This is a genomic window from Isoptericola sp. F-RaC21 (assembly GCF_038593535.1).
Lineage (GTDB): Bacteria > Actinomycetota > Actinomycetes > Actinomycetales > Cellulomonadaceae > Isoptericola.
In genome coordinates, this window is sequence record NZ_JBCFYX010000003.1 from 856,179 (window position 1) to 876,640 (window position 20,462).

Genomic DNA, 20,462 nt, shown 5'->3' on the forward strand with positions numbered 1-20,462 from the left:
CGACGACGCCCGCTCAGGTATTTTGCGCCGCGGGAATGTGCCAGTCCGAAGGCGAGGCGCCTATCAACGGTGAGTGGCATGCAGGCGGCACGTGACTGCGAAGTCGCGGGGACTCGCGCCCCAAAGGCGTCCTCGGGTAAGAACCGGGACCTCTATCTCGCGGTACCGAGCGCGGCGTCGACGACGAGCGCGAGGGTGGGGCGCGGTTCGGTCGGGTCGTGCCGCGCGATCGCGTGGAGCAGCAGCCCCTCGTAGGCGGCGGCGACGGCGACGATCGCGGCACGGGGGGCGGGCGCGCCGAGGCGGGACGCGATCCGCTCGCCCCAGTCCAGCAGGGCGTCGCGCCCCTGGGAGGCGCGGGCCCGCAGGTCGGCGTCGTGGCTCGCCTCGAGGAAGAGGACGAGGCGGGCGGCGGTGGCGGTGCGGTCCGGTCCCGTGGCCTGCCGGAGGGCGGCGCACAGCACGTCGACGAGCTCGTCCGGGTTCCGGGGCTCGGGCGCGGCCGAGAGGGCGGCGAGGTCGCGGGCGGCCAGCTCGTCCGCCACGCCGACCAGCAGAGCGGCGCGGGTGCGGAAGTAGTTCGACGTCGATCCGCGGGGGAGGCCGGCGCGCTCGTCGACGCGGCCGTGGGTGAGGGCGCGCAGCCCCTCGGTGCCGAGCAGGTCGACCGCGGCGTCGAGGGCGCGTCGCCGGGGCGGGGCGGTGGTGGTCACGACGGAACCCTAACCCGGCCACTATGGATGTAGTGACTTCTCACTATGAACGTAGTAGCGTCGACGGCATGGACGAGAACGCGGTGAGCGGAGGGCGGCCCGCCACGACGCTGCCCGCGGTGCCGATGCCGGAGCTGGCCGGAGTCACCCATCGCCGGGTCGACGTCGACGGGCTCGCGATGCACGTCGTCGAGCAGGGGACCGGCGACCCGGTGCTGCTGCTCCACGGGTTCCCGGAGCACTGGTGGGAGTGGCGCGGCGTCATCGGCCCGCTCGCCGCCGACCACCACGTCGTGTGCCCCGACCTGCGCGGGTCCGGGTGGACCGACGCGCCGCCGGACGGCTACACGCGCGACCGGCTCCTGGCCGACGTCGTCGGCCTGCTCGACGCGCTGGGCCTCGACCGGGTGCACGTCGTCGCCCACGACTGGGGCGCCCTCGTCGGCTTCCACCTCTGCCTCGAGCACCCCGACCGCGCCGCGTCGCTGCTGAGCATGGGCGTGCCGCACCTGTGGCTGCGGTTCGACCCGCGGCTGCTGCTCATGCTCCGCCACACCTGGTTCCAGGCGGTGATCGCCTCCCGGCTGACGGGGCCGCGAGCGCTGTCGCGCGGGCGTCAGCGCCTCCCTCGCCACCTGCTGCAGGTGTACGGCAGCGACCGGCCGGTGATGACCGACGCCGACGTCGAGGCGTACGTCGCGCCGCTGCGGCAGCCGGCGCGGGCGCGCGCCGGGTCGGCGCTCTGCCGCGACTTCGTCACGCGCGAGCTGCGAGCCGTCCTGCGCGGCGCCTACCGCGACCAGCACCTGACCACGACGACCGTCGCGCTGCTCGGCGAGAACGACATCCTCAGCAACCCCGCGCTGCTCGGCGGGCACGAGGAGCACGCCGACGACCTCACCGTCGACGTGCTCCCCGGGGTGTCGCACTTCATGGTCGACGAGCGCCCGGACCTCGTCGTCGACCGCGCCCGGGAGCAGTTCGCCCGCGCCGCCTAGGAGCCCTCAGACGTCGGCCGAGTGCGCGCCCGTCACCGGCGGGTCGGCGGACCAGGGGAACGTGATCCACAGATCGGTGTCCCGCCAGGAGTAGTCGGGCCGGATGATCGTGCGGGGCTTCGTGTACAGCACGACGGACCGGGCGTCCGCCCCCTGCTTCGCGAGCATGTCCATGACGAGCGCGAGCGTGCGGCCGGAGTCGGCGACGTCGTCCACCACGAGCACCTTGGACCCGGGTAGCTCGGACGTGTCCATGAGGGGCGGCAGCACGCGCGGGTCGTCGAGCGTCTTGCCGATGTCGGTGTAGAACTCGACGTTCATCGTGCCCACGCCCTTGGTGCCCAGCGCGTAGGCCATCGCGCCGCCGGGCACGAGGCCGCCGCGCGCGACGGCGATCACGACGTCGGGCAGGAAGCCGCTGTCGACGACCTGCTGCGCGAGCTCGCGGATCGCGACGGGCAGCAGCGTCCAGGTGAGGACCTCGCGCTCAGGGGCGACGGCGTCGGGCTCGGTGGGCTGTGCGCTCATGGCACCCGAGACTACGCGCGACGGCGGGCCCCCGGAGACCGGGAGCCCGCCGTCGGGAGGCAGGAGGGTTACTGCGCGTCGAGGATGTCCACGACGAAGACCAGCGTCTCCTTCTGGAGCTCGTGGCCCTCCTGATCGCCGTACGCGAGCGACGGCGGGATGACCAGGAGCACCTGGCTGCCGACCGTCTGGCCGGCGAGGCCCTTCACCCACCCGTCGATGACCTGGTCCTGCGCGATCGGGAAGCTGGCCGGCGTGCCGCGCTCCCAGGACGAGTCGAAGACCTCGCCGTCGAGCTTCCAGCCCGTGTAGTGCGCGGTGATGGTCTGGCCTTCCTTGACCTTGGCGCCGTCGCCCTTGATCAGCGTCTGCGCGACGAGGTCCTTGGGCGCCTTGTAGCCGTCCGGGATCTTCACCGAGGGCTTGCCGGAGTCGTCGAGCGTGACGGTCGGCAGGCCCTTCTCGGGCTCGACGGCCGTGCCCTCCGCGCGGGTCGGGATCTTCGTCGCGTCGGTGATCTCGACGACGTTGACCATCGTCGCCGTCGAGCCGTCCTGGCCCTGCACGGGATTGGCCACGAGGAGGCGGGTACCGACCTTCTGCCCGGTCAGCGGCTCGGTGAGCACACCGTAGTTCGCGTCCCCGAGGATGAAGCTCTGCGGGGCCTTCTGCTCCCAGGAGGAGCCCTGGGTGGAGCCGTCCGTGCCGAGGAACGCGGCGGTGTCCATGGTGATCTTCATGCCCTCGGCGAGCTCGGCGCCGTCGCCCTCCTCGATCACGCGCGACGTGGGCGTGGAGACCTCGAGCGGCGTCTTGAAGGTCACCTTGGGCTCCGCGCCTGCCTTGCCCTCGACCTTCACGGAGTCGAGCGCGGCGACGTCCTCCTTGGTCGGCTCAGGGGCCTCGGTGGCCGGCGACGACGACGCGGAGGCCGACGGCGTGGCGCCGTCGCCGGAGGAGTCGTCGGCGCAGGCGGTCAGGGTCAGGGCCGCGGCCAGCGCCAGCGCGGCAGCGGCGGCGGACGTGCGGAGCTTCACGGGGAGTCCTTCGGTCGGCGGGGACGAACCGGGCCACTGTAACGGCCCCACCTGATCGCGCCGTCCAGCGTCCTGGCCGCCGGACCGGGCGCCGTGCGGTCGAGCACCGGCCGGCCGCGGCCGCGCGACAATGGGTGCCATGCCCTCGCGTCGTCCCTCTCGCAAGCGCCCCTGGAGCGCGCCGCCCCCGCCGCTCGACCTCGACCGCGCCCTGGGCGGCGTGCGGCGCGAGAGCGCCGAGGACGGCGAGTGGACGGTGCGCCGGCTGCGCGGCGGCGACAAGGCGTACCGCTGCCCCGCCTGCCGGCAGGAGATCCCGGCGGGCACGCCGCACGTGGTCGCGTGGCAGCGCGACGTCGTCGGAGGAGAGGCCGCCGGGCTCGAGGACCGCCGGCACTGGCACGGCTCCTGCTGGGAGCGGCGCGCGCGGCTGCGCTGAGCGCCGCGGCAGGACCGGCCAGGAGCGCCCGGCCGAACTACGCTGGAGGCGATGAACGACGACGCCACCGGCCACCAGATCCGCTCCCTCACGATGCTCCCCGCCCGCCGTGAGGACGTCGAGCTGCACACCGCCGACGGGCTCACGCTCGTCGGCGAGCTCGCGCTCCCGGCCGACCGGGAACCGGCCGCGACCCTCCTCACGTTCCACCCGCTGCCCACGCACGGCGGCTACATGGACTCCCACGTGTACCGGAAGGCGGCGTGGCGCCTCCCCGCGCTCGCAGATCTCGCCGTCCTGCGGTTCAACACCCGGGGGACGTCGTCGCCCCGCGGCACGTCCGGCGGCGCGTTCGACGGCGGCGAGGCGGAGCGGTACGACGTCGCCGCCGCGATCGAGCTCGCGGAGTTCCGCGAGCTGCCGCGTCCGTGGCTCGTCGGCTGGTCGTTCGGCACCGAGCTGGTGCTCAAGCACGGCGCGGACCCGGCGGTGGAGGGCGCGATCCTGCTGTCGCCGCCGCTGCACCGTGCGACGGACGCCGACCTGGACCGCTGGGCGGAGTTCGGCCGCCCTCTGGTGGTGCTGGTCCCGGAGCACGACGACTACCTGCGCCCCGACGAGGCACGGCGCCGGTTCGCGCGCGTGCCGCAGGCCGAGGTGATCGGCGTCGACGGCGCGAAGCACCTGTGGGTCGGGGAGCCGGCCGTGCGCCGGGTCCTCGACGAGATCGTCGGGCACGTGCTGCCCGGCCACGCCCCGCTGCCCACGCACTACGACGGCGAGGTGCGGCAGGCCGAGACGGCGCCGCGATGACAGGGCCGACGACAGGGCCGACGACACGGAACGGACACCGCTGAGATGAGGAGTCGACGATGACCACGACCTCTGCGCTCCTGGCGACCTACCCGCTGCACGACGGGGCGGGTACGCCGGTCGTGCTGCTGCACGGTTTCCCGCTCGACCACCGCATGTGGGCGGCCGCGGCCCAGGCCCTGCCCGAGGGGGTGCGGGCCATCGGCGTGGACCTGCCCGGCCAGGGCCACTCCGACCTCGGCGGCATCCCACCGCGGCTGGAGGACGTCGCCGACGCCGTGCACCACACCATGCGGGAGGAGGGCGAGGGCAACGCGGTCGTGGTCGGCCTGTCGATGGGCGGCTACGTGGCGCTCGCGCTGGCGGAGCGGCACCCGGGGTTCGTGGTCGGGCTCGGGCTCGTCGACACCAAGTCGACGGCGGACCTCGACGCGGCGCGCGCCAACCGGCTGCGGATCGCGGACGCGGTCACCGAGGGCCAGACGCTCGACCCCGTGCTCAGCATGCCCGGGACCCTGCTCGGCGCGACCAGCGCCGAGAAGCGGCGCCACCTCTTCCCGCTGCTCGAGTCCTGGATCCGCGCGCAGTCGCCCTCGGGCGTCGCGTGGGCGCAGCGCGCGATGGCGGCCCGGCCCGACCGGACGGACGTGCTGCGCGCGTTCGACGGGCCCGTCTCGGTGGTGGTCGGGGCCGAGGACCAGGTGACCCCGCTGGTCGAGGCCGAGCACATGGTGCACGCGGCGCGCGACGGCGCGCTGACCGTGGTCCCGGCAGCCGGCCACATGAGCGCCGTCGAGGACCCGGCCACCGTCGCCGCCGCCATCGGGCTGCTGCACCGGCGCGTGGCCGAGGAGAGCCACCCGCCCCGCTGGCCCTGGCAGTACAAGCCGACGCCGACCAGCTGACCGGGACCCGAGACCGCTCCCCGCACGACGAGACGCCGCGGGCCCGCCACCGATCGGTGGCGGGCCCGCGGCGTCTCGTCGTGCGGGCGCGGCGCTTGGGCTCAGGCCTTGGACGGGGCCGGGGACTCCTGCTCGGCGTCGGACTCCGCGGTGGTGTCGGCGTCCTGGGGCTTCGCGACGTCGGTCCGCTCGTCGACGGGCTCGGCGGCCGGATCGTCAGCCTGCTCGGTCTCGGGCTCCGCGTCCTCGGGCTCGATGTCCGTGGGCTCGACGTCGGCCTCGGCCGGCGCAGCCGGGGGAGCGGGGACGGCGGTCTGCACGATGGCGACGGGCTGGCCGGCACCCGCCGGCGTCTCGGTGCCGGGCTTCTCGGCGCCGAGCAGGCCGCGCAGCTCCTCGAGGTAGGAGTTGATGGAGTCGTGCCGGCGGGTGAGGTCCTCGAGCTGACGCTGGGCGGTCGAGCGGTGGTTCTCCGCCTCGACGCGCGCGTCGTTGACCATCTGCTCGGTGAACTCGCGCGCCTCGGCGACGATGCCGTCCGCGGTGCGGCGGGCGTCCGCGACGAGCGCCTTGACGTACGCGTCGGACTCCGCGCGGACCTTCTCGGCCTGCTGCAGGGCCAGGGCGACCCGCTGCTCCGCCTCCGCCGCGTGCTCCTCGGCGGCGCGCACGAGCAGGTCCGTCTCCTGGCGGGCGGTCTCGTGCCGCGCGGCGGCCTCGTGCTCCACCTGCTCCCGGCGCTGCGCGATCTCCAGCTCGGCGTCGGCGAGCGCCGCGCGGGCCTGCTCGCGCAGCTGCTCGAGCTCGGTGGTCACGGCGTCCGACGCCTCGGCGGCCTGGTGCTTGGCCTCGGCGATGATGCGGGCGGCCTCGCGCCGGGTGCGCTCCAGGAGGTCGGTCGACTCGCGGTCGGCCTCCTCGCGCAGCGCCGCGGCCTCGGCGGCGGCCTGGGCCCGCTGCTGCGCGGTGTCGCGCTCGGCGGCGACGCGCAGCTCCGTGGTCTCGCGCTCCGCGGTGGAGCGCTGGACGCCGATCTCGCGCTCGAGCGTGGCGCGCCGCTCGCTCTCCTCCGCGGACAGCGTGCTCGTGATGAGCGCGGCCTCGCGCTCGGCGGAGCCCACCAGCTCCTCGGCGCGGCGCTGGGCGGCGAGCAGCGTGCCCTCGGCCTCGGCGGCCGTGGTGGACCGGATCTCCTCGGCCTCGCGGCGCGCGCTGCCCAGCAGCTCGGAGGCCTCGGACTCCGCCCGGGCGCGCACCTGGCCCGCGGACAGCTTGGCCCGGGCCATGATGTCGGCGGCCTGCTGGTTGGCCTGGGTGAGCACCTCGGTGGACTGCTCCTCGGCGGACCGCAGGAGCCGTTCGACGCGCGAACCGAGCCCGGCGTAGGACGGCTTCTCGTTCTCCCGCAGCTGCCGCTGCGCGAGCGCGAGCTCCGAGGAGATCTGCATGGCGCGCGCGTCGGTGCTCTCGACGTTCCGGCGGGCCTCCTCGAGCGCCTGCTCGAGTCGGGCGATGTGGCCGTCCACCTGGGCGCGGTCGTAACCGCGCATGGTGATCGGGAAGAGCGTGCGCTCGTCGGACACGTGCAGACCTCCGTACATGGTGGGTGCCCCGGCGTCGCCAGGATAGTGGCGGGCCCGGGCCGCCGATACTCGGGACATTCTTGCCCTCGGGGGACGAGTCGGACATCCTCCCACGCCGGGCCGGCGCGGCGCGACGGCGCCGCCCCGGCAGTGTTCCACGGGTCGTGACGACGCGCAGGAGCCAGGGCGCGTCCGGCGTACGCGAGTCGTGAAGGGTTCGTGAACCGCGCCCGGCCAGGGCGGTCTCGTGGACGGAGCCCGCCCGGCCGTCCCTATGCTGGACTGTCCACGTCGAAGGGAAAGCTCGGTGCTGCAACGCATTCTGGGCGGTGTCCTGGTCCTGATCGGACTGGCCGCCGCCGCGCTCGGTGTCGCCTCCGCCACGGTCTGGCGCGACACCGACACGGTGGTCGCCACGGCCAAGCCGACCGGTGACGGCACGTTCGTCGTCACCGACCCCGGTGTGCTCGGTCTGGTCGGGGGAGACGTCACCGTCAGCGCGACGGTCCCCGAGGGCCAGAAGGTCACGCTCGCCGTCGGCCGGGACGTCGACGTCGCGGGGTGGGTCGGCAACGACCCGTACTCGCGCGTGACCGGCCTGAGCGACTGGGAGAACCTCGCCGTCGCGGCGGGCGAGCCCGCCGACGCCGACGCCGAGACGAACGAGGCGCCGAAGTCCGGGCCCGACCCGGCCGGTTCGGACATGTGGGTCGCCGAGGCGTCCGACGAGAACAGCGTCACGCTGCGCTGGAGCGACCGCCCGGGCCGCTGGACCCTGCTCGCCGCCGGTGTCGGCGAGGGCGCGCAGGCGCCGACCCTGGAGCTGAGCTGGCCGCGCGCCGTCACCACGCCGTACCTGTGGCCCGGTGTCGGCGTGGGCGCGGTGCTGGTGCTCGGCGGCGTGCTGCTGCTCGTGGTCGGCGGACGCCGGGCCCGCGCCCGGCGGGCCGACCTGGCCGAGGCGACCGACTCCGCCGCGCCGGGGTCGCCCGACGAGTCCGCGGACCACCACGACGACGGCCCGAGCGGCCTCGGGGCACCCTTCGCCCCGGTGCGCCCGGGCGCGGCGGAGGCCGCACCGTGGGCCCCGGCGTCCCCGGCCGTGGACGCCGCGCACGAGGGCGACGCCCCGGCAGCGCCCGCGACGCCGGAGGAGCCCGCCGGCGACGCCTCGGGCGAGGACGGCGCGCAGGACGATGGCACCGCGCGCGACGCCGCCGGCACCGCCGAGGTGCCGCTCGCCGGCCGGCTGCTGCGCCGGTCGCGCCGCCGCCAGCGCGCGGAGGCCACCGACGTGCCGTCCGACCCGTCCGACGCCGCACCCGACGCGCTGCCCGGTTCGCCGGACGGCCCGGCGCCCACCGGCGCGGAGGCGCCCGCCCCGCTGGCGGGCATGCCCGTGCCCGCCCCGGCGGTGCCGGTCCCCGCGGAGCCGAGCGGGCACGAGCCCGTGCCGGCCGAGCCGACCACCGCGACCGGCGCCCTGCGCATGACGCGGCGCGAGCTGCGCGCCCAGGAGGAGGCCCGTCGGGCCGCGGAGCAGGGCGGGATGACCCGCATGCTGCGCGCCATCACGGGCTCGATCCCGGCGGTGCGCCCGCAGCAGACCGAGCAGGCGGCCGACCAGGGCGCCGCCCGCCCCGACACCTCCACGCCCGCCGGGCGCGCCGCCGCCTGGCGCGCGACCTGGGGCTTCGGCGACACCTCCCGCACCGGGCAGGCCGCCGACCCGACGACCGAGAACGACGGGGAGAACCGATGAACCGCCGTACCACCCGCGGACTCGCCGTGGCGAGCGCCGTCGTCGTGTCGACGACGCTGCTCGCCGGCTGCGCCGACGAGCTGCCCCAGCCCGTGCCCGGCGAGGCCTTCAGCGGGCCGGTGCTGACCGAGGAGCAGGACACCCAGGTGTTCACCGCCGTCGCGGACACGGTCGCGAAGGCCGACAAGGCCCTCAAGGGTGCCGCGCTCAAGCCTCGCGTGACCGGTCCGGCCTACGAGGTCCGCGCGAGCCAGCTGTCGGTCGCGAAGAAGCGGGACAACGCGGAGTTCGTCACGGACATCCCGAGCGAGTCCCAGCAGATGATCATCCCGACCACCGAGGGGTGGCCGCGCACGAGCTACTCCATCACGACCAGCACGGAGGACCTCGAGACGCCGCGCCTCGTCGCCTTCGAGCAGGCGTCGCCGCGCGCCGACTACAAGATGTGGTCGTGGGTGCAGCTCATCCCGGGGCAGAGCATGCCGTACTTCGCCGACTCCGCCGTGGGGTCGGCCGCGGTCGCGAAGGACGACGACTCCCTGGCCGCGACCCCGGTCGACGCGCTCGCGCAGTACGCGGACATCGTCAGCCTCGGCGCCAAGAAGTCGTCCTTCGCGAAGGCGTTCAAGCTGCCCGACGGCGACCTGACGGCGGCCGTCGAGGCCGACGCGTCGGTCTGGAAGGACGTCGACGGGTTCGAGGAGTCCGGCACCAAGTACACGCAGAAGTACACGGCGCGCAAGGACGACGTCCGTGCCGTCCGCACCGCCGACGGCGGGGCGCTCGTCATGGGCGTGCTCGACGGCAAGACCACGGTCAAGGCCGAGGAGGGCGCCAAGGTCCCCGCGATCGGGGAGTCGCAGAAGGCGCTGCTCGGCGACGCCGACGAGACGAACGAGCTGAAGACCGAGTACACCGACATGGTCGCTCTGTACGTGCCGGCCAAGGACTCCGACGAGAAGATCCGGCCGCTCGGCTTCTCCCACGTCCCGACGGCGGCCTCCAACTGACGCTCTCCTCATAGGATGACGCCCATGACCAACCCCACGCCCGACCCGACCTTCAGCACGCGTGGCGCCGTCGACCTGTCGGCGCTGAACCGCCCGCAGTCGCCGCCCCCGGGGGAGCCCGGCGGCGCGCCGTCGGCGGGCGGCTACGTGCTGGACGTCACGGACGCGAACTTCCAGCAGGTGGTGCAGGACTCGACCACGTACCCGGTGGTCATGCTGCTGTGGATCCCCACCGACCAGGCGAACGCCGACCTCGGTGAGCTGCTCGGCCGGCTCGCCCAGGAGTACGGCGGCCGGTTCCTGCTCGGCCGGCTCGACGCCCAGGCGTACCCGCAGGTGGCGGCGGCCTTCCAGGTGCAGGGCGTGCCGACCGTCGTCGCGGTGCTGCAGGGCCAGCCGCTGCCGCTGTTCCAGGGCGCGGCGCCCGAGGAGCAGGTGCGCGGCGTGCTCGACCAGGTGCTGGCCGCGGCGGAGCAGAACGGCGTCACCGGCCGGGCGCCCGCCCAGGGCGGCGAGGGCGAGGAGCCCGCCGAGGCCGCCGACCAGGAGCCCGTCGAGGAGCCGCTGCCGCCGCTGCACCAGGAGGCGTACGACGCGATCGAGCGCGACGACCTGGACACCGCGGTCGCCGCGTACGAGAAGGCGATCAAGCAGGACCCGAAGGACGCCCTCGCGGTGGCCGGGCTCGCGCAGGTGCGCCTGCTCCAGCGCACCCGCGGTGCCGACCTGCAGGCGGCCCGGACCGCGGCCGCCGACGCCCCGGCCGACGTCGACGCCCAGCTCGGCGTGGCGGACATGGACATGCTCGGGGGCAAGGTGGAGGACGCGTTCGCCCGCCTGCTCGAGCTGCTCCCCGGCGCCGACGCCGAGACCAAGGAGACGCTGCGCGTGCGGCTCGTCGAGTACTTCGAGATCGTCGGCCCCACCGACCCGCGCGTGGTCAAGGCCCGGCAGCGCCTGGCGATCAGCCTCTACTGATTCTCCGCTGGTCGAGCCTGTCGAGACCCGGGGTCTCGACAGGCTCAACCAGCGGGGGCGGGACGGAGCACGAGCGCTCCGAGCGGCGGCACCCGCAGCGTGACGGAGTGCCGCCGCCCCTTCCAGGGCACGTCCTGGGCCTGCACCCGGCCGAGGTTGCCCACGCCCGAGCCGCCGTAGATCTCGGCGTCCGTGTTGAGGGCCTCGTCCCACGCGCCGCCGTCGGGCAGCGCGAGGCGGTAGCCCTCGTGCGGGACGCCGGCGAAGTTCACGACGACGACGACCGGGTCGCCGTCGGCGGACCGGCGCACCCACGAGAGCGTGTCGTGGTCGGCGTCGTCGGCGTCGAGCCACTCGAACCCGGCGGCGTCGAAGTCCCGCTCCCAGAGGGCGGGCGTGGCGCGGTAGAGGGCGTTGAGGTCGCGCACCAGGCGCTGCACGCCGGCGTGCCCGGGGGTCTCGAGCTGCCACCAGTCGAGCCCGGAGCCCTCGTCCCACTCGGCGTCCTGCGCGAACTCCTGGCCCATGAACAGCAGCTGCTTGCCCGGGTGGGCCCACTGGTAGGCGAGGAACGCGCGGACCCCGGCGAGCTGCTTCCACCGGTCGCCCGGCATGCGGCGCAGCAGCGACCCCTTGCCGTGCACCACCTCGTCGTGGCTGACCGGCAGCACGTACTGCTCCGAGAACGCGTAGACCAGCGAGAACGTCAGCTCGTGGTGGTGATAGCGCCGGTACATCGGGTCGTGGGCCACGTACCGCAGGCCGTCGTTCATCCAGCCCATGTTCCACTTGAGCCCGAAGCCGAGCCCGCCCGCGTCGGTGGGTCGCGTGACGCCGGGGAAGGCCGTGGACTCCTCGGCGATCATCATGACGCCGGGGGAGCGGCGGTAGGCGGTGGCGTTCGCCTCCTGGAGGAAGGCGATCGCCTCGAGGTTCTCCCGCCCGCCGCGGGAGTTGGGCTCCCACTCGCCGGGCTTGCGCGAGTAGTCGAGGTAGAGCATCGAGGCGACCGCGTCCACGCGCAGCCCGTCGGCGTGGAACTCCTCGAACCAGTACGTCGCGTTGGCGACGAGGAAGTTGCGCACCTCGCGGCGGCCGAAGTCGAAGACGAGCGTGCCCCAGTCGGGCTGCTCCCCGCGGCGGGGGTCGGGGTGCTCGTACAGCGGGCCGCCGTCGAACCGGGCCAGGGCGAACTCGTCGCGCGGGAAGTGGCCGGGCACCCAGTCGAGGATCACGCCGACGCCCGCCTGGTGCAGCCGGTCCACGAGGTACCGGAAGTCGTCGGGGTGGCCGAACCGCGCCGTGGGCGCGTAGTAGCCCGTCACCTGGTAGCCCCACGACCCGCCGAACGGGTGCTCCGCCACGGGCAGCAGCTCGACGTGCGTGAAGCCCTGCTCGACGACGTACGCGGTGAGCTCCTCCGCGAGCTCGCGGTACCCGAGCCCCGGCCTCCAGGAGCCGAGGTGCACCTCGTAGACGCTCACCGGGCCGGCGTGCGGGTCCGACGCCGCGCGGCGCGCCATCCAGTCCCCGTCGGCCCAGCCGTAGGCGGAGTCGACGACGACGGACGCCGTCGCGGGCGGGACCTCGGTGCCCTTGGCGAGCGGGTCGGCCTTGGCCCGCCACACGCGGTCGGCGCCGAGGACCTCGAACTTGTACCGGGTGCCCGCGCCCACGCCGGGCACGAAGAGCTCCCAGACCCCGCTCGCGCCGAGCGAGCGCATCGGGTGCACCGTGGTCCAGCGGTTGTGGTCGCCCACGAGCCGCACGCCGCGGGCGTTCGGCGCCCAGACGGCGAACGCCGTGCCCTCGACGTCACCCAGGGCGCTCGGGTAGCGCCGCGGGTTGGCGCCGAGCACCCGCCACAGCTCCTCGTGCCGGCCCTCGGCGATGAGGTGCAGGTCCACCTCGCCCAGCGTGGGCAGGAAGCGGTAGGGGTCGTCGACGGTCTGCGTGTCGTCGTCGTACCGCGTGCGGACGCGGTAGTCGGGCGCGTGGCGCCCGCCCGCGGCGTCGACGCCCGCCGGCACCACCGCCTCCCACACGCCGGCCGCCACGTGCCGCGCCGGGTGCTCGGCGTCCTGCGTCACGACCACCACGTCGTCCGCCAGCGGCCGCAGCGCCCGCACCACCGCCCACGCCCGGCCGTCCGCGGGCTCGACGTCGTCCAGCAGGTGCGGGCCGAGCACGGCGTGCGGGTCGTGCAGGGTGCCCTGCGCGAGGGCGGTCAGCACCTCGGGATCGACGGGCGGCGGCGACGGCGTCATGCGCACACGATTCCACGGACGTCTCCCCGTCGCCGTTCCGACGCGCGGCCCCCGCCCGCCGTCCCGGCGGGAGCCCGCGAGGCATACCATCCTGCACGGGAAGGAGAGCGGATGGCTCGGATCACGATCGCGGACATCGCCCGCCGGGCCGGCGTGTCCACGGGTGCGGTGTCCTACGCCCTCAACGACCGGCCGGGGGTCTCCGACGCGACGCGCGCGCGGATCCTGGGGGTCGCCGCGGAGCTCGGCTGGGTGCCGAGCCAGGCGGCCCGGGCGCTGTCGGGCGCGCGGGTGGAGACCGTCGGCCTGGTCATGGCCCGCGCGCCGGAGACGCTGGGCTTCGAGTCCTTCTACATGCAGTTCATCGCCGGGATCGAGCAGGTCCTCACGGAGCGGTCGTACGGCCTGCTGCTCCAGGTGGTGCCCGACATCGAGGCGGAGGTCCAGGCACACCGGCGCTGGCACGCCGCCCGACGGGTGGACGGCGTGATCGTCGTGGACCCCCGGAAGGACGACCCTCGCCTGGCGGCCCTGACCGGGCGCGACGCGCTGCCCGCCGTCGTCGTCGGCGACCCCGAGTTCGCGGGCGACCTGCCGTCGGTGTTCACCGACGACGCGACGGCGCTGCGCGAGTGCGTGGGCTACCTCGCCGGGCTGGGGCACCGCACGATCGGCCGCGTCTCCGGCACGGAGGGCTTCGGCCACACGACCATCCGCGACCAGGCGTTCGACGCCGAGGTGGCGCGCGAGGGCGTCGTCGGCCGGGTGGCCCGGGCGGACTTCACGCCCGACTCCGGCGCCGCCGCGACGCGGGCCCTGCTCGACACCGAGGACCCGGTGACGGCCGTGATCTACGACAACGACGTCATGGCGTTCGCCGGCCTCGGCGTCGCCCACGAGCTCGGCGCCCGCGTGCCCGAGGACGTGTCGCTCGTGGCCTGGGACGACTCGCCCCTGTGCCAGGCGGCGTACCCCCAGCTCACCGCGCTGAGCCACGACGTGACGAGCTACGGGGCGCACGTGGCCCGGCGGCTCTTCGAGCGGATGGCGGGGGCCGAGGCGCGGGCGTACCGCGACTCGACGCCCACCCTCACGGTGCGCGGGAGCACCGGCCCGCCGGCTACGCCGCGGTGAGGTGCAGCACGAGCGCCTGGACGGGCCACAGCGTCGGCAGCTGCAGCCCGACCTCGGCGAGCGCCCGGCCGGGGAGGGTGACCGGCCCGTCGCCGAGCCAGCCGGGCGTGACCCAGCCCCAGCGTGACTCCCCGATCTCGTCGCGCAGCCGCACCGTGTAGCGGCGCTGCGGGTCGAGCCCGTCGATCCGCAGCCGCTCGGCGAGCGCCTCCTCGGGGGACGCGACGGTCGCCACCGTGACGACGGCCTCCGACCGGTCCTGGGCCACCACGGTGCGCACCCGCAGGGCGGGGTCGGCCGTGTCGGGGTGCCGCACGGTGCCCGAGTGCAGCAGCCCGCGCAGCTCCTTGTAGAGCGCCCCGAACGCGGCGATCCGCGCCGTCTCCTCCGGCGTGCAGCCGAGGATGTCCCACTCGAACCCGGCGGAGCCCTGCAGCGACGTGGCGATCCGGTACGACAGGTCGGTGGCGCGCCCGGACGAGTGCGCCGGTGACGGCCCGACGTGGGCGCCCACCAGCTCCGGGGGCAGCACGAGCTCCGTCCAGCGCTGGATGTCCTGCCGCTCGACCGGGTCGTTCGAGTCGGACGCCCACACCCGGTCGGTGCGGGAGAGGATGCCGAGGTCGGTGCGCGCGCCACCGGAGGAGCACGACTCGATCTCGAGCCCGGGGTGGTCGGCCCGGAGCCGGTCCAGGAGCCGGTAGGCGGCCTGCGTCTGGGCGTGCGTGCCGGGCGCGTCCTTGCCGTCGGGGGTGCGGTGGACCGGCTCGACCAGGTCGCGGTTGTGGTCCCACTTGATGAAGTCGATCCCGAGGCCCGCGACGAGGGCGGACATCTGCGACCGGACGTGCTCCCACGCGTCCGGGTCCGCCAGGTCGAGCACGTACTGGGTGCGGAACGAGAGGCCGTCGGGGGAGGGCACGGAGGCGGGGTTGCCCAGCACCCACTCGGGGTGCGCCCGCGCGAGGTCGGAGTCGAGGTTGACCATCTCCGGCTCGAACCACAGGCCGAGCTGCATCCCCAGCCCGTGCACCAGGTCGGCGAGCGGCTCGAGGCCGTCGGGCCACACGGTGGTGTCGACGACCCAGTCGCCGAGGCCCTTCGTGTCGTCGCGGCGGGCCGGGAACCAGCCGTCGTCGAGGACGAACCGCTCGACCCCGATCTCGGCGGCCCGCCGGGCGAGCGCGTACAGCCGCTCGGGGTCGTGGTCGAAGTAGACGGCCTCCCAGGTGTTGAGCACCAGCGGGCGCGGCGTGCGCGGGTGCTGCGGGCGGGCGCGGAGCCACGTGTGGAAGCGGGCCGCGACGCCGTCGAGCCCGCCGTCCGACCAGGCGAAGTAGGTCGACGGCGCCCGGTACGACGCGCCGGGGGCGAGGACGAGCTCGCCGGGCCGGAGGAGCTCGCCGGCCCCGAGCAGCGACACGTGCTCGGTGACCCGGTCGACGCGGTGGCGCACGTCGGCGCTCCAGCCCAGGTGGGCGGCCCACACGCGGCCCTCCCCGGAGCGCGGGGCGCCCTCGGAGGCGAGCGTCACCCACGGGGCGTCGTGGCCGCCGCGGCCCCGGCGTGACTCGCGCACCGTGGTCCCGCGCGGCATCGGGGTCGTGAGCGGCGACTTCTCGCGCGTCCACCGCCCCCCGAACGTGGTGAGGTGGTCGGCGGTCTTCGGCACGGGGAGCGTCGCCTCGAGCCACGCGACCTCGAGCGGGTCGGCGCCGTCGTTGACGAGCTCGTGGTCGAGCACGACGAGCCCGCCGGCTCCGACCTCCACGCGGGAGCGCAGGGTCAGCCCGCCGGCCGCGTCCGTGGCGGTGACGACGGCGGTCGCCTCGTCCGGGCGGTCCACGACGGATTCCCACCGGGGGTAGACGGGGACGCCGGCGCGCGTGACGAGGAGGCCGGGGCGGCCCGACCAGCCGTCCGACTCCTGCGGCAGGAGCGGGAGGCGCCAGGCCGCGTCGAGCGTGCCGGGCGGCGTCTGGCGGCTGGTCGCGCCGAGGAGGGCGTCCGCGTCGGCGCCGTCGAGCGGGCCGAGCTCCGCTCCCCAGTGCACGACGGCCGGGAGGGCGTGGGCGGGGGCGTGGAGGACGAGGGCGGTCCCGTCGCGGTGCAGGACGACGTTGTCGGTGGTCACAGGGCTCCGATCGTTGCGGTGTGCTCGGCGGTGTGGTCGGCGGGTCGGTCGGGGACGTGGTCGGTGGGCGGTCGGGCTGCTACGTCCGCCCCGCCCCGGGCCGGGGTGGCGTCGGGCGCGCCGCGGAGCACGGTCAGGGCGCCGCCGACGGCGGCGACCGTGGCGACCTGGCCGGACAGCGCGACCCGGGGCGGGCTGAGCGTGCGGCTGAGCGCGTGCTCGGTCAGCGCGGCGCCGACGACCCGCCGGTACAGGGGCCCCGCCGTCGCGAACGCCGGACCGGCCAGCAGCACGGTGTCCACGTCGAAGAGGTTGACGAGCACGGTAGCCGCCTGGCCGACCCGGCGGGCGGAGCGGGTGAGCAGGTGGGACGCGTCGGCGTCGCCGTCGCGGGCGGCGCGCGCCACGCGCTCGAAGTCGGCCAGCGTGTCCTCGGGCGCTCCCCGCACGTCCCAGCGCTCGGCGACGTCCGCACGCGCGAGGGCCTGGGCGACCACGGCCGCGGGGCCGGCCTCGGCCTGCGTGCACCCGCGGTTGCCGCAGACGCAGCCCGCGCGTGCGTCCGGGAGCGGGACGTGCCCGATCTCGACGGCGTTCGAGGCCCGCCCGCGGTAGGCGACGCCGTCCACGACGACGGCGCCGCCGATCCCGGACGCCATGTACACCAGGCCGAAGGTCTGGGTGTCGAGGTCGCGCGTCCACAGCTCGCCGACGGCCGCCGCGGTCGCGTCGTTCTCCAGCAGCACGGGCAGGCCCAGCCCGGCCGCCAGTCGCGCCGTCAGGGGGTACCTCTCCCAGGCGGGCGTGGGCTGTGCCGTCAGGAGCATGCCCCGCTCGCGGTCCTGGGGCCCGTGCGTCACCAGGCCGACCCCGAGCACGCGCTCGCGCGGCACGCCGGCGCTGGCCAGAAGGTCGTCCACGTGGTCGACGAGCGCCGCGACGGTGCGGTCGGGCGAGCGTCGTCCGGAGCCCCGCAGCCCCGCGCTCGCGACCGTGGCGCCCGCGAAGTCGACGACCACCGCCGTCGTGGTGGTCAGGTCGACCTGGATCCCCACGGCGTACCCGGCGTCCGCGGTGACGCTCAGCAGGCGCCGCGGCTGGCCGCGGCCGCGCTGCTGGACCCCGGTCTCGTGCACCAGGCCGAGGTCCAGGAGCCCGCGGACGACGTGGGTGACCGTCGGCGACGTGAGCCCCGAGAGCCGGGCGAGCTCGACGCGGCTGATCGTGCCGCGGGTCCGCACGAGGTCGAGCAGACGGCGCGACGAGACGACCTGCGTGACGCCGTCCAGCAGCATGCATCGCCTCCCAGCGAAGAGTGACCTACGGCACTTGACCGTTTAAGTTAAGCCTGGCAAGAATACACACGAGCGCCGACGACGGCGCCGCTGGAGCCGGCTCTGGTGCCGGCACGAGAAAGGACCGCAGATGTTCCTCAGGACAGGAATCCGTCGGCGCGCCACGGTGCTCGCCGGTGTCGCGGCCCTCGGTCTCGCCCTCGCGGCGTGCTCCGGGGGCGGCTCGAACGGCAGCTCAGGCGGCTCGAACGGGGGAGCGGACAGCACGCTCGTCGCCTACACCGGCCAGGCCGGCGACTACCAGATCAACTTCAACCCGTTCTCGCCGTCGAAGATCGGCGGCCTGGGCCCGATCTACGAGCCCCTGTTCTTCTACAACAAGGCCGAGGTGCGCGACCCGGTCCCCCTGCTCGGCACGGAGCAGTCGTGGAACGACGACGGCACCGAGCTGTCGGTCACCCTGCGCGAGGGCGTCACCTGGAGCGACGGCGAGCCGTTCACGGCGAAGGACGTGGCGTTCACGTTCGGCCTCCTCAAGGACAACCCGTCGATCAACAGCGGCGGCTTCGACGGCACGGCGAAGGCGGTCGACGACACGCACGTGACGTTCACCTTCGACCAGCCGGCGTTCGTCAAGGGGCCGGACGTGATGAACACGCCGATCGTGCCCGAGCACCTGTGGAAGGACGTCAACCCCGTCGAGGACGTCATCGAGAAGCCGGTGGGCACGGGCGCCTACCTGCTCGACGACTTCAAGCCGCAGGCGTTCACGTACAAGGCCAACCCGGACTACTGGGGCGGCGAGCCGAAGCTCAAGCACATCCGCTTCCTGTCGCTGTCGGGCAACCAGGCGGGCGCCGACGCGATCGCGGCCGGCACCGTCGACTGGCAGACCGGCCCGATCCCGGACATCCAGAACACCCACAAGAACTTCCCGAACTACGACGCGTACACGCAGTGGCAGAACCAGATGGTGCTGTCGACCTGCTCCAGCGAGGAGATGGGCTGCAAGGGGCCGCAGACGGACCCCGCCGTCCGCAAGGCGCTGTACTACGCGATGGACCGCACCCAGCTGAACAAGCTGGCCTTCATGGAGACCGCGAACGAGATCTCGCCGGTCTTCACGCTGACGCCCAGCCAGGACGGGTTCCTGTCCGACGCGGTGACCGAGAAGACCGCCCCGATGACCGCCGAGCCGGACAAGGCCGCGCAGGTGCTCGAGGCCGCCGGCTGGAAGAAGGGCGCGGACGGCATCTACGCCAAGGACGGCGAGAAGCTCACGCTGACCGTCGAGGTCGTGACGGGCTGGACGGACTACATCACCGCCCTCGACACGATGGCGTCCCAGGCCAAGGCGGCCGGCATCGACCTGCAGACCGCGCAGTCGTCGTGGAACGAGTGGACGGAGAAGAAGGGCTCGGGCAAGTTCGAGCTCGCCATCGACTCCCTGTGGCAGGGCCCGGCGCCCGACCCGTTCTACCTCTACAACTACTTCTTCGACTCCGGCTCCGGGGCGAAGGTCGGCAAGTCGGCGGGGAACAACTACTCGCGGTACTCCAACCCCGAGGTCGACAAGGCGCTCGACGAGCTGGCCAAGCTGCCGCTCGACGACGCGGCGGCGCGCCAGCCGTACTTCGACACGATCCAGAAGCACGTCTTCGAGGACATGCCGTACGTGCCGATCCTCACCGGCGGCACCACCAGCGTCTGGAACACGACGAAGTTCACCGGCTGGCCGTCCGACGACGACCTGTACGCCTTCCCGGCCGTCTGGTCGGCGATGGACGCCGCCGAGATCTTCAAGAAGATCCAGCCGGCCGGCTGACATGACCCGAGACGTCGTCCCCGAGGAAAGCACCCTGCCGTGAACTACTTCCTACGCAAGATGGGCTTCTACGTCGTGGCGCTGTGGGCCGCGCTGACGTTGAACTTCGCGATCCCCCGGCTCCTCCCGGGCAACCCGGTCGACATCCTGCTCGCCAAGCTGCAGCAGCGCGGCGGGACGGTGACGCCCGAGACCCGGGAGGCGTACGCCCTCCTCCTCGGGGGCGACGACTCCCAACCGTTGTGGAACCAGTACGTCGACTACCTGAACAACCTGGTCCACGGCGACCTGGGCGTGTCGGTCAGCTACTACCCGGCCCAGGTCACCGACGTCATCGCCCAGTCGCTGCCCTGGACGGTGGTGCTCGTGGGCATCGCCACGGTGATGGCCGCCGTCCTGGGCGTGACGCTCGGGGCGTTCGTCGGGTGGAAGCCCGGCACCTGGCTCGACTCGCTGATCCCGGCGACCACCCTCCTGGCCGCCGTGCCGTACTTCTGGCTGGCGCTGATCCTGGCGTACTTCCTCGCCCGGGTGCTCGGCTGGTTCCCGCTCCAGGGCGGCTACGACGTCGTCCTGGACCCCGGCTGGAACGCCGAGTTCATCGGCTCCGCCATCCACTACGGGGCTCTGCCGGCCCTGACGATCGTGCTCGCGTCCATCGGCGGCTGGCTGCTGGGGATGCGCAACATGATGGTCTCCACCCTGTCCGAGGACTACGTGCTCACCGCCGAGGCCAAGGGCCTGTCGCCCCGCAAGGTGCTGCGCTCGTACGCCTCGCGCAACGCCGTGCTGCCGTCGGTCGCCGGCTTCGCGATCTCGCTCGGCTTCGTCGTCTCGGGCTCGGTGATCACCGAGCAGGTGTTCTCCTACCCCGGCATCGGCGGCCGGCTCCTGGGCGCCGTGACCAACAACGACTACGCCCTCATGCAGGGGCTGTTCCTCGTCATCACGCTCGCCGTGCTCGGCGCGAACCTCGTGGTCGACCTGCTGTACGGCCTGATCGACCCGCGCACCCGAGCCCGGTCCTGAAGGAGGCCCCGT

At 74.3% G+C, this 20,462-nt stretch carries 17 protein-coding genes; 10 read left to right on the forward strand and 7 right to left on the reverse strand.

Features of this window, described 5'->3' with window-relative positions:
- Positions 1–152: 152 nt before the first annotated feature.
- The gene (locus tag AAG589_RS14350; protein ID WP_430567909.1) at positions 153–713 is read right to left on the reverse strand and encodes a TetR/AcrR family transcriptional regulator; all 561 of its coding nucleotides are present in this window, start codon (positions 711–713) and stop codon (positions 153–155) included.
- A gap of 68 nt (positions 714–781) precedes the next feature.
- On the opposite strand from AAG589_RS14350, the gene AAG589_RS14355 reads away from it, so the two are divergent.
- Positions 782–1,711: an alpha/beta fold hydrolase gene (locus AAG589_RS14355; protein WP_430567910.1), complete on the forward strand. Its 930-nt coding sequence runs from the start codon at positions 782–784 to the stop codon at positions 1,709–1,711.
- Positions 1,712–1,717: 6 nt separating this feature from the next.
- Here the strand turns inward: AAG589_RS14355 and AAG589_RS14360 are convergent, their stop codons facing one another.
- Both AAG589_RS14360 and AAG589_RS14365 read right to left on the reverse strand, forming a co-directional pair.
- Positions 1,718–2,239, reverse strand: coding sequence for a phosphoribosyltransferase (locus AAG589_RS14360; RefSeq protein WP_430567911.1), 522 nt, complete (start codon positions 2,237–2,239; stop codon positions 1,718–1,720).
- Positions 2,240–2,307: 68 nt separating this feature from the next.
- Positions 2,308–3,276 (reverse strand): FKBP-type peptidyl-prolyl cis-trans isomerase, encoded by a 969-nt coding sequence (locus AAG589_RS14365; protein WP_430567912.1) that lies wholly within the window; start codon positions 3,274–3,276, stop codon positions 2,308–2,310.
- A gap of 139 nt (positions 3,277–3,415) precedes the next feature.
- Here AAG589_RS14365 and AAG589_RS14370 point away from each other — a divergent pair, with 139 nt between their 5' ends.
- From AAG589_RS14370 to AAG589_RS14380, 3 genes are read left to right on the forward strand one after another with little or no spacing between them, the layout of a single operon-like run.
- A complete protein-coding gene (locus tag AAG589_RS14370; RefSeq protein WP_430567913.1) occupies positions 3,416–3,715 on the forward strand; it encodes a hypothetical protein in 300 nt (99 codons plus the stop codon).
- Positions 3,716–3,766: 51 nt separating this feature from the next.
- Positions 3,767–4,528 (forward strand): alpha/beta hydrolase, encoded by a 762-nt coding sequence (locus AAG589_RS14375; protein WP_430567914.1) that lies wholly within the window; start codon positions 3,767–3,769, stop codon positions 4,526–4,528.
- Positions 4,529–4,587: 59 nt separating this feature from the next.
- Complete coding sequence (locus tag AAG589_RS14380) at positions 4,588–5,433, forward strand: alpha/beta fold hydrolase (RefSeq protein ID WP_430567915.1); 846 nt, start codon at positions 4,588–4,590, stop codon at positions 5,431–5,433.
- A 101-nt stretch (positions 5,434–5,534) separates the two neighbouring features.
- On the opposite strand, the gene AAG589_RS14385 is transcribed toward AAG589_RS14380, so the two are convergent.
- Complete coding sequence (locus AAG589_RS14385; protein ID WP_430567916.1) at positions 5,535–7,016, reverse strand: hypothetical protein; 1,482 nt, start codon at positions 7,014–7,016, stop codon at positions 5,535–5,537.
- 307 nt (positions 7,017–7,323) lie between these two features.
- Here AAG589_RS14385 and AAG589_RS14390 point away from each other — a divergent pair, with 307 nt between their 5' ends.
- From AAG589_RS14390 to AAG589_RS14400, 3 genes are read left to right on the forward strand one after another with little or no spacing between them, the layout of a single operon-like run.
- Positions 7,324–8,778 (forward strand): hypothetical protein, encoded by a 1,455-nt coding sequence (locus AAG589_RS14390; RefSeq protein WP_430567917.1) that lies wholly within the window; start codon positions 7,324–7,326, stop codon positions 8,776–8,778.
- Positions 8,775–9,788: a hypothetical protein gene (locus tag AAG589_RS14395; RefSeq protein WP_430567918.1), complete on the forward strand. Its 1,014-nt coding sequence runs from the start codon at positions 8,775–8,777 to the stop codon at positions 9,786–9,788. Before AAG589_RS14390 ends, AAG589_RS14395 begins: the two co-directional genes overlap by 4 nt.
- A 24-nt stretch (positions 9,789–9,812) precedes the next feature.
- Entirely contained in the window at positions 9,813–10,766 is a 954-nt protein-coding gene (locus AAG589_RS14400) for a tetratricopeptide repeat protein (protein ID WP_430567919.1), read from the forward strand.
- 44 nt (positions 10,767–10,810) lie between these two features.
- Here AAG589_RS14400 and glgB read toward each other — a convergent pair whose 3' ends face one another.
- Positions 10,811–13,033: a 1,4-alpha-glucan branching protein GlgB gene (glgB, locus tag AAG589_RS14405; protein ID WP_430567920.1), complete on the reverse strand. Its 2,223-nt coding sequence runs from the start codon at positions 13,031–13,033 to the stop codon at positions 10,811–10,813.
- 111 nt (positions 13,034–13,144) lie between these two features.
- On the opposite strand from glgB, the gene AAG589_RS14410 reads away from it, so the two are divergent.
- On the forward strand, positions 13,145–14,167 hold the full coding sequence (locus AAG589_RS14410; RefSeq protein ID WP_430567921.1) for a LacI family DNA-binding transcriptional regulator: 1,023 nt from the start codon (positions 13,145–13,147) through the stop codon (positions 14,165–14,167).
- Here AAG589_RS14410 and AAG589_RS14415 read toward each other — a convergent pair.
- Positions 14,154–16,301, reverse strand: coding sequence for an alpha-galactosidase (locus tag AAG589_RS14415; RefSeq protein ID WP_430567922.1), 2,148 nt, complete (start codon positions 16,299–16,301; stop codon positions 14,154–14,156). The genes AAG589_RS14410 and AAG589_RS14415 overlap by 14 nt on opposite strands.
- Positions 16,298–17,596 (reverse strand): ROK family protein, encoded by a 1,299-nt coding sequence (locus AAG589_RS14420; protein ID WP_430567923.1) that lies wholly within the window; start codon positions 17,594–17,596, stop codon positions 16,298–16,300. Before AAG589_RS14420 ends, AAG589_RS14415 begins: the two co-directional genes overlap by 4 nt.
- A gap of 130 nt (positions 17,597–17,726) precedes the next feature.
- Between AAG589_RS14420 and AAG589_RS14425 the strand changes: the two genes are divergently transcribed.
- Positions 17,727–19,421: an ABC transporter substrate-binding protein gene (locus tag AAG589_RS14425; protein ID WP_430567924.1), complete on the forward strand. Its 1,695-nt coding sequence runs from the start codon at positions 17,727–17,729 to the stop codon at positions 19,419–19,421.
- Between the two features lie 39 nt (positions 19,422–19,460).
- Positions 19,461–20,450 (forward strand): ABC transporter permease, encoded by a 990-nt coding sequence (locus AAG589_RS14430; RefSeq protein WP_430567925.1) that lies wholly within the window; start codon positions 19,461–19,463, stop codon positions 20,448–20,450.
- The last annotated feature ends 12 nt before the right edge of the window (positions 20,451–20,462 follow it).

Coding starts and splice junctions, on each gene's coding strand:
- AAG589_RS14355 (WP_430567910.1), top strand. CDS start 782: ATGGACGAGAACGCGGTGAGCGGAGGGCGGCCCGCCACGACGCTGCCC.
- AAG589_RS14360 (WP_430567911.1), bottom strand. CDS start 2,239: ATGAGCGCACAGCCCACCGAGCCCGACGCCGTCGCCCCTGAGCGCGAG.
- AAG589_RS14380 (WP_430567915.1), top strand. CDS start 4,588: ATGACCACGACCTCTGCGCTCCTGGCGACCTACCCGCTGCACGACGGG.
- AAG589_RS14370 (WP_430567913.1), top strand. CDS start 3,416: ATGCCCTCGCGTCGTCCCTCTCGCAAGCGCCCCTGGAGCGCGCCGCCC.
- glgB (WP_430567920.1), bottom strand. CDS start 13,033: ATGACGCCGTCGCCGCCGCCCGTCGATCCCGAGGTGCTGACCGCCCTC.
- AAG589_RS14395 (WP_430567918.1), top strand. CDS start 8,775: ATGAACCGCCGTACCACCCGCGGACTCGCCGTGGCGAGCGCCGTCGTC.
- AAG589_RS14400 (WP_430567919.1), top strand. CDS start 9,813: ATGACCAACCCCACGCCCGACCCGACCTTCAGCACGCGTGGCGCCGTC.
- AAG589_RS14375 (WP_430567914.1), top strand. CDS start 3,767: ATGAACGACGACGCCACCGGCCACCAGATCCGCTCCCTCACGATGCTC.
- AAG589_RS14410 (WP_430567921.1), top strand. CDS start 13,145: ATGGCTCGGATCACGATCGCGGACATCGCCCGCCGGGCCGGCGTGTCC.
- AAG589_RS14425 (WP_430567924.1), top strand. CDS start 17,727: ATGTTCCTCAGGACAGGAATCCGTCGGCGCGCCACGGTGCTCGCCGGT.
- AAG589_RS14420 (WP_430567923.1), bottom strand. CDS start 17,596: ATGCTGCTGGACGGCGTCACGCAGGTCGTCTCGTCGCGCCGTCTGCTC.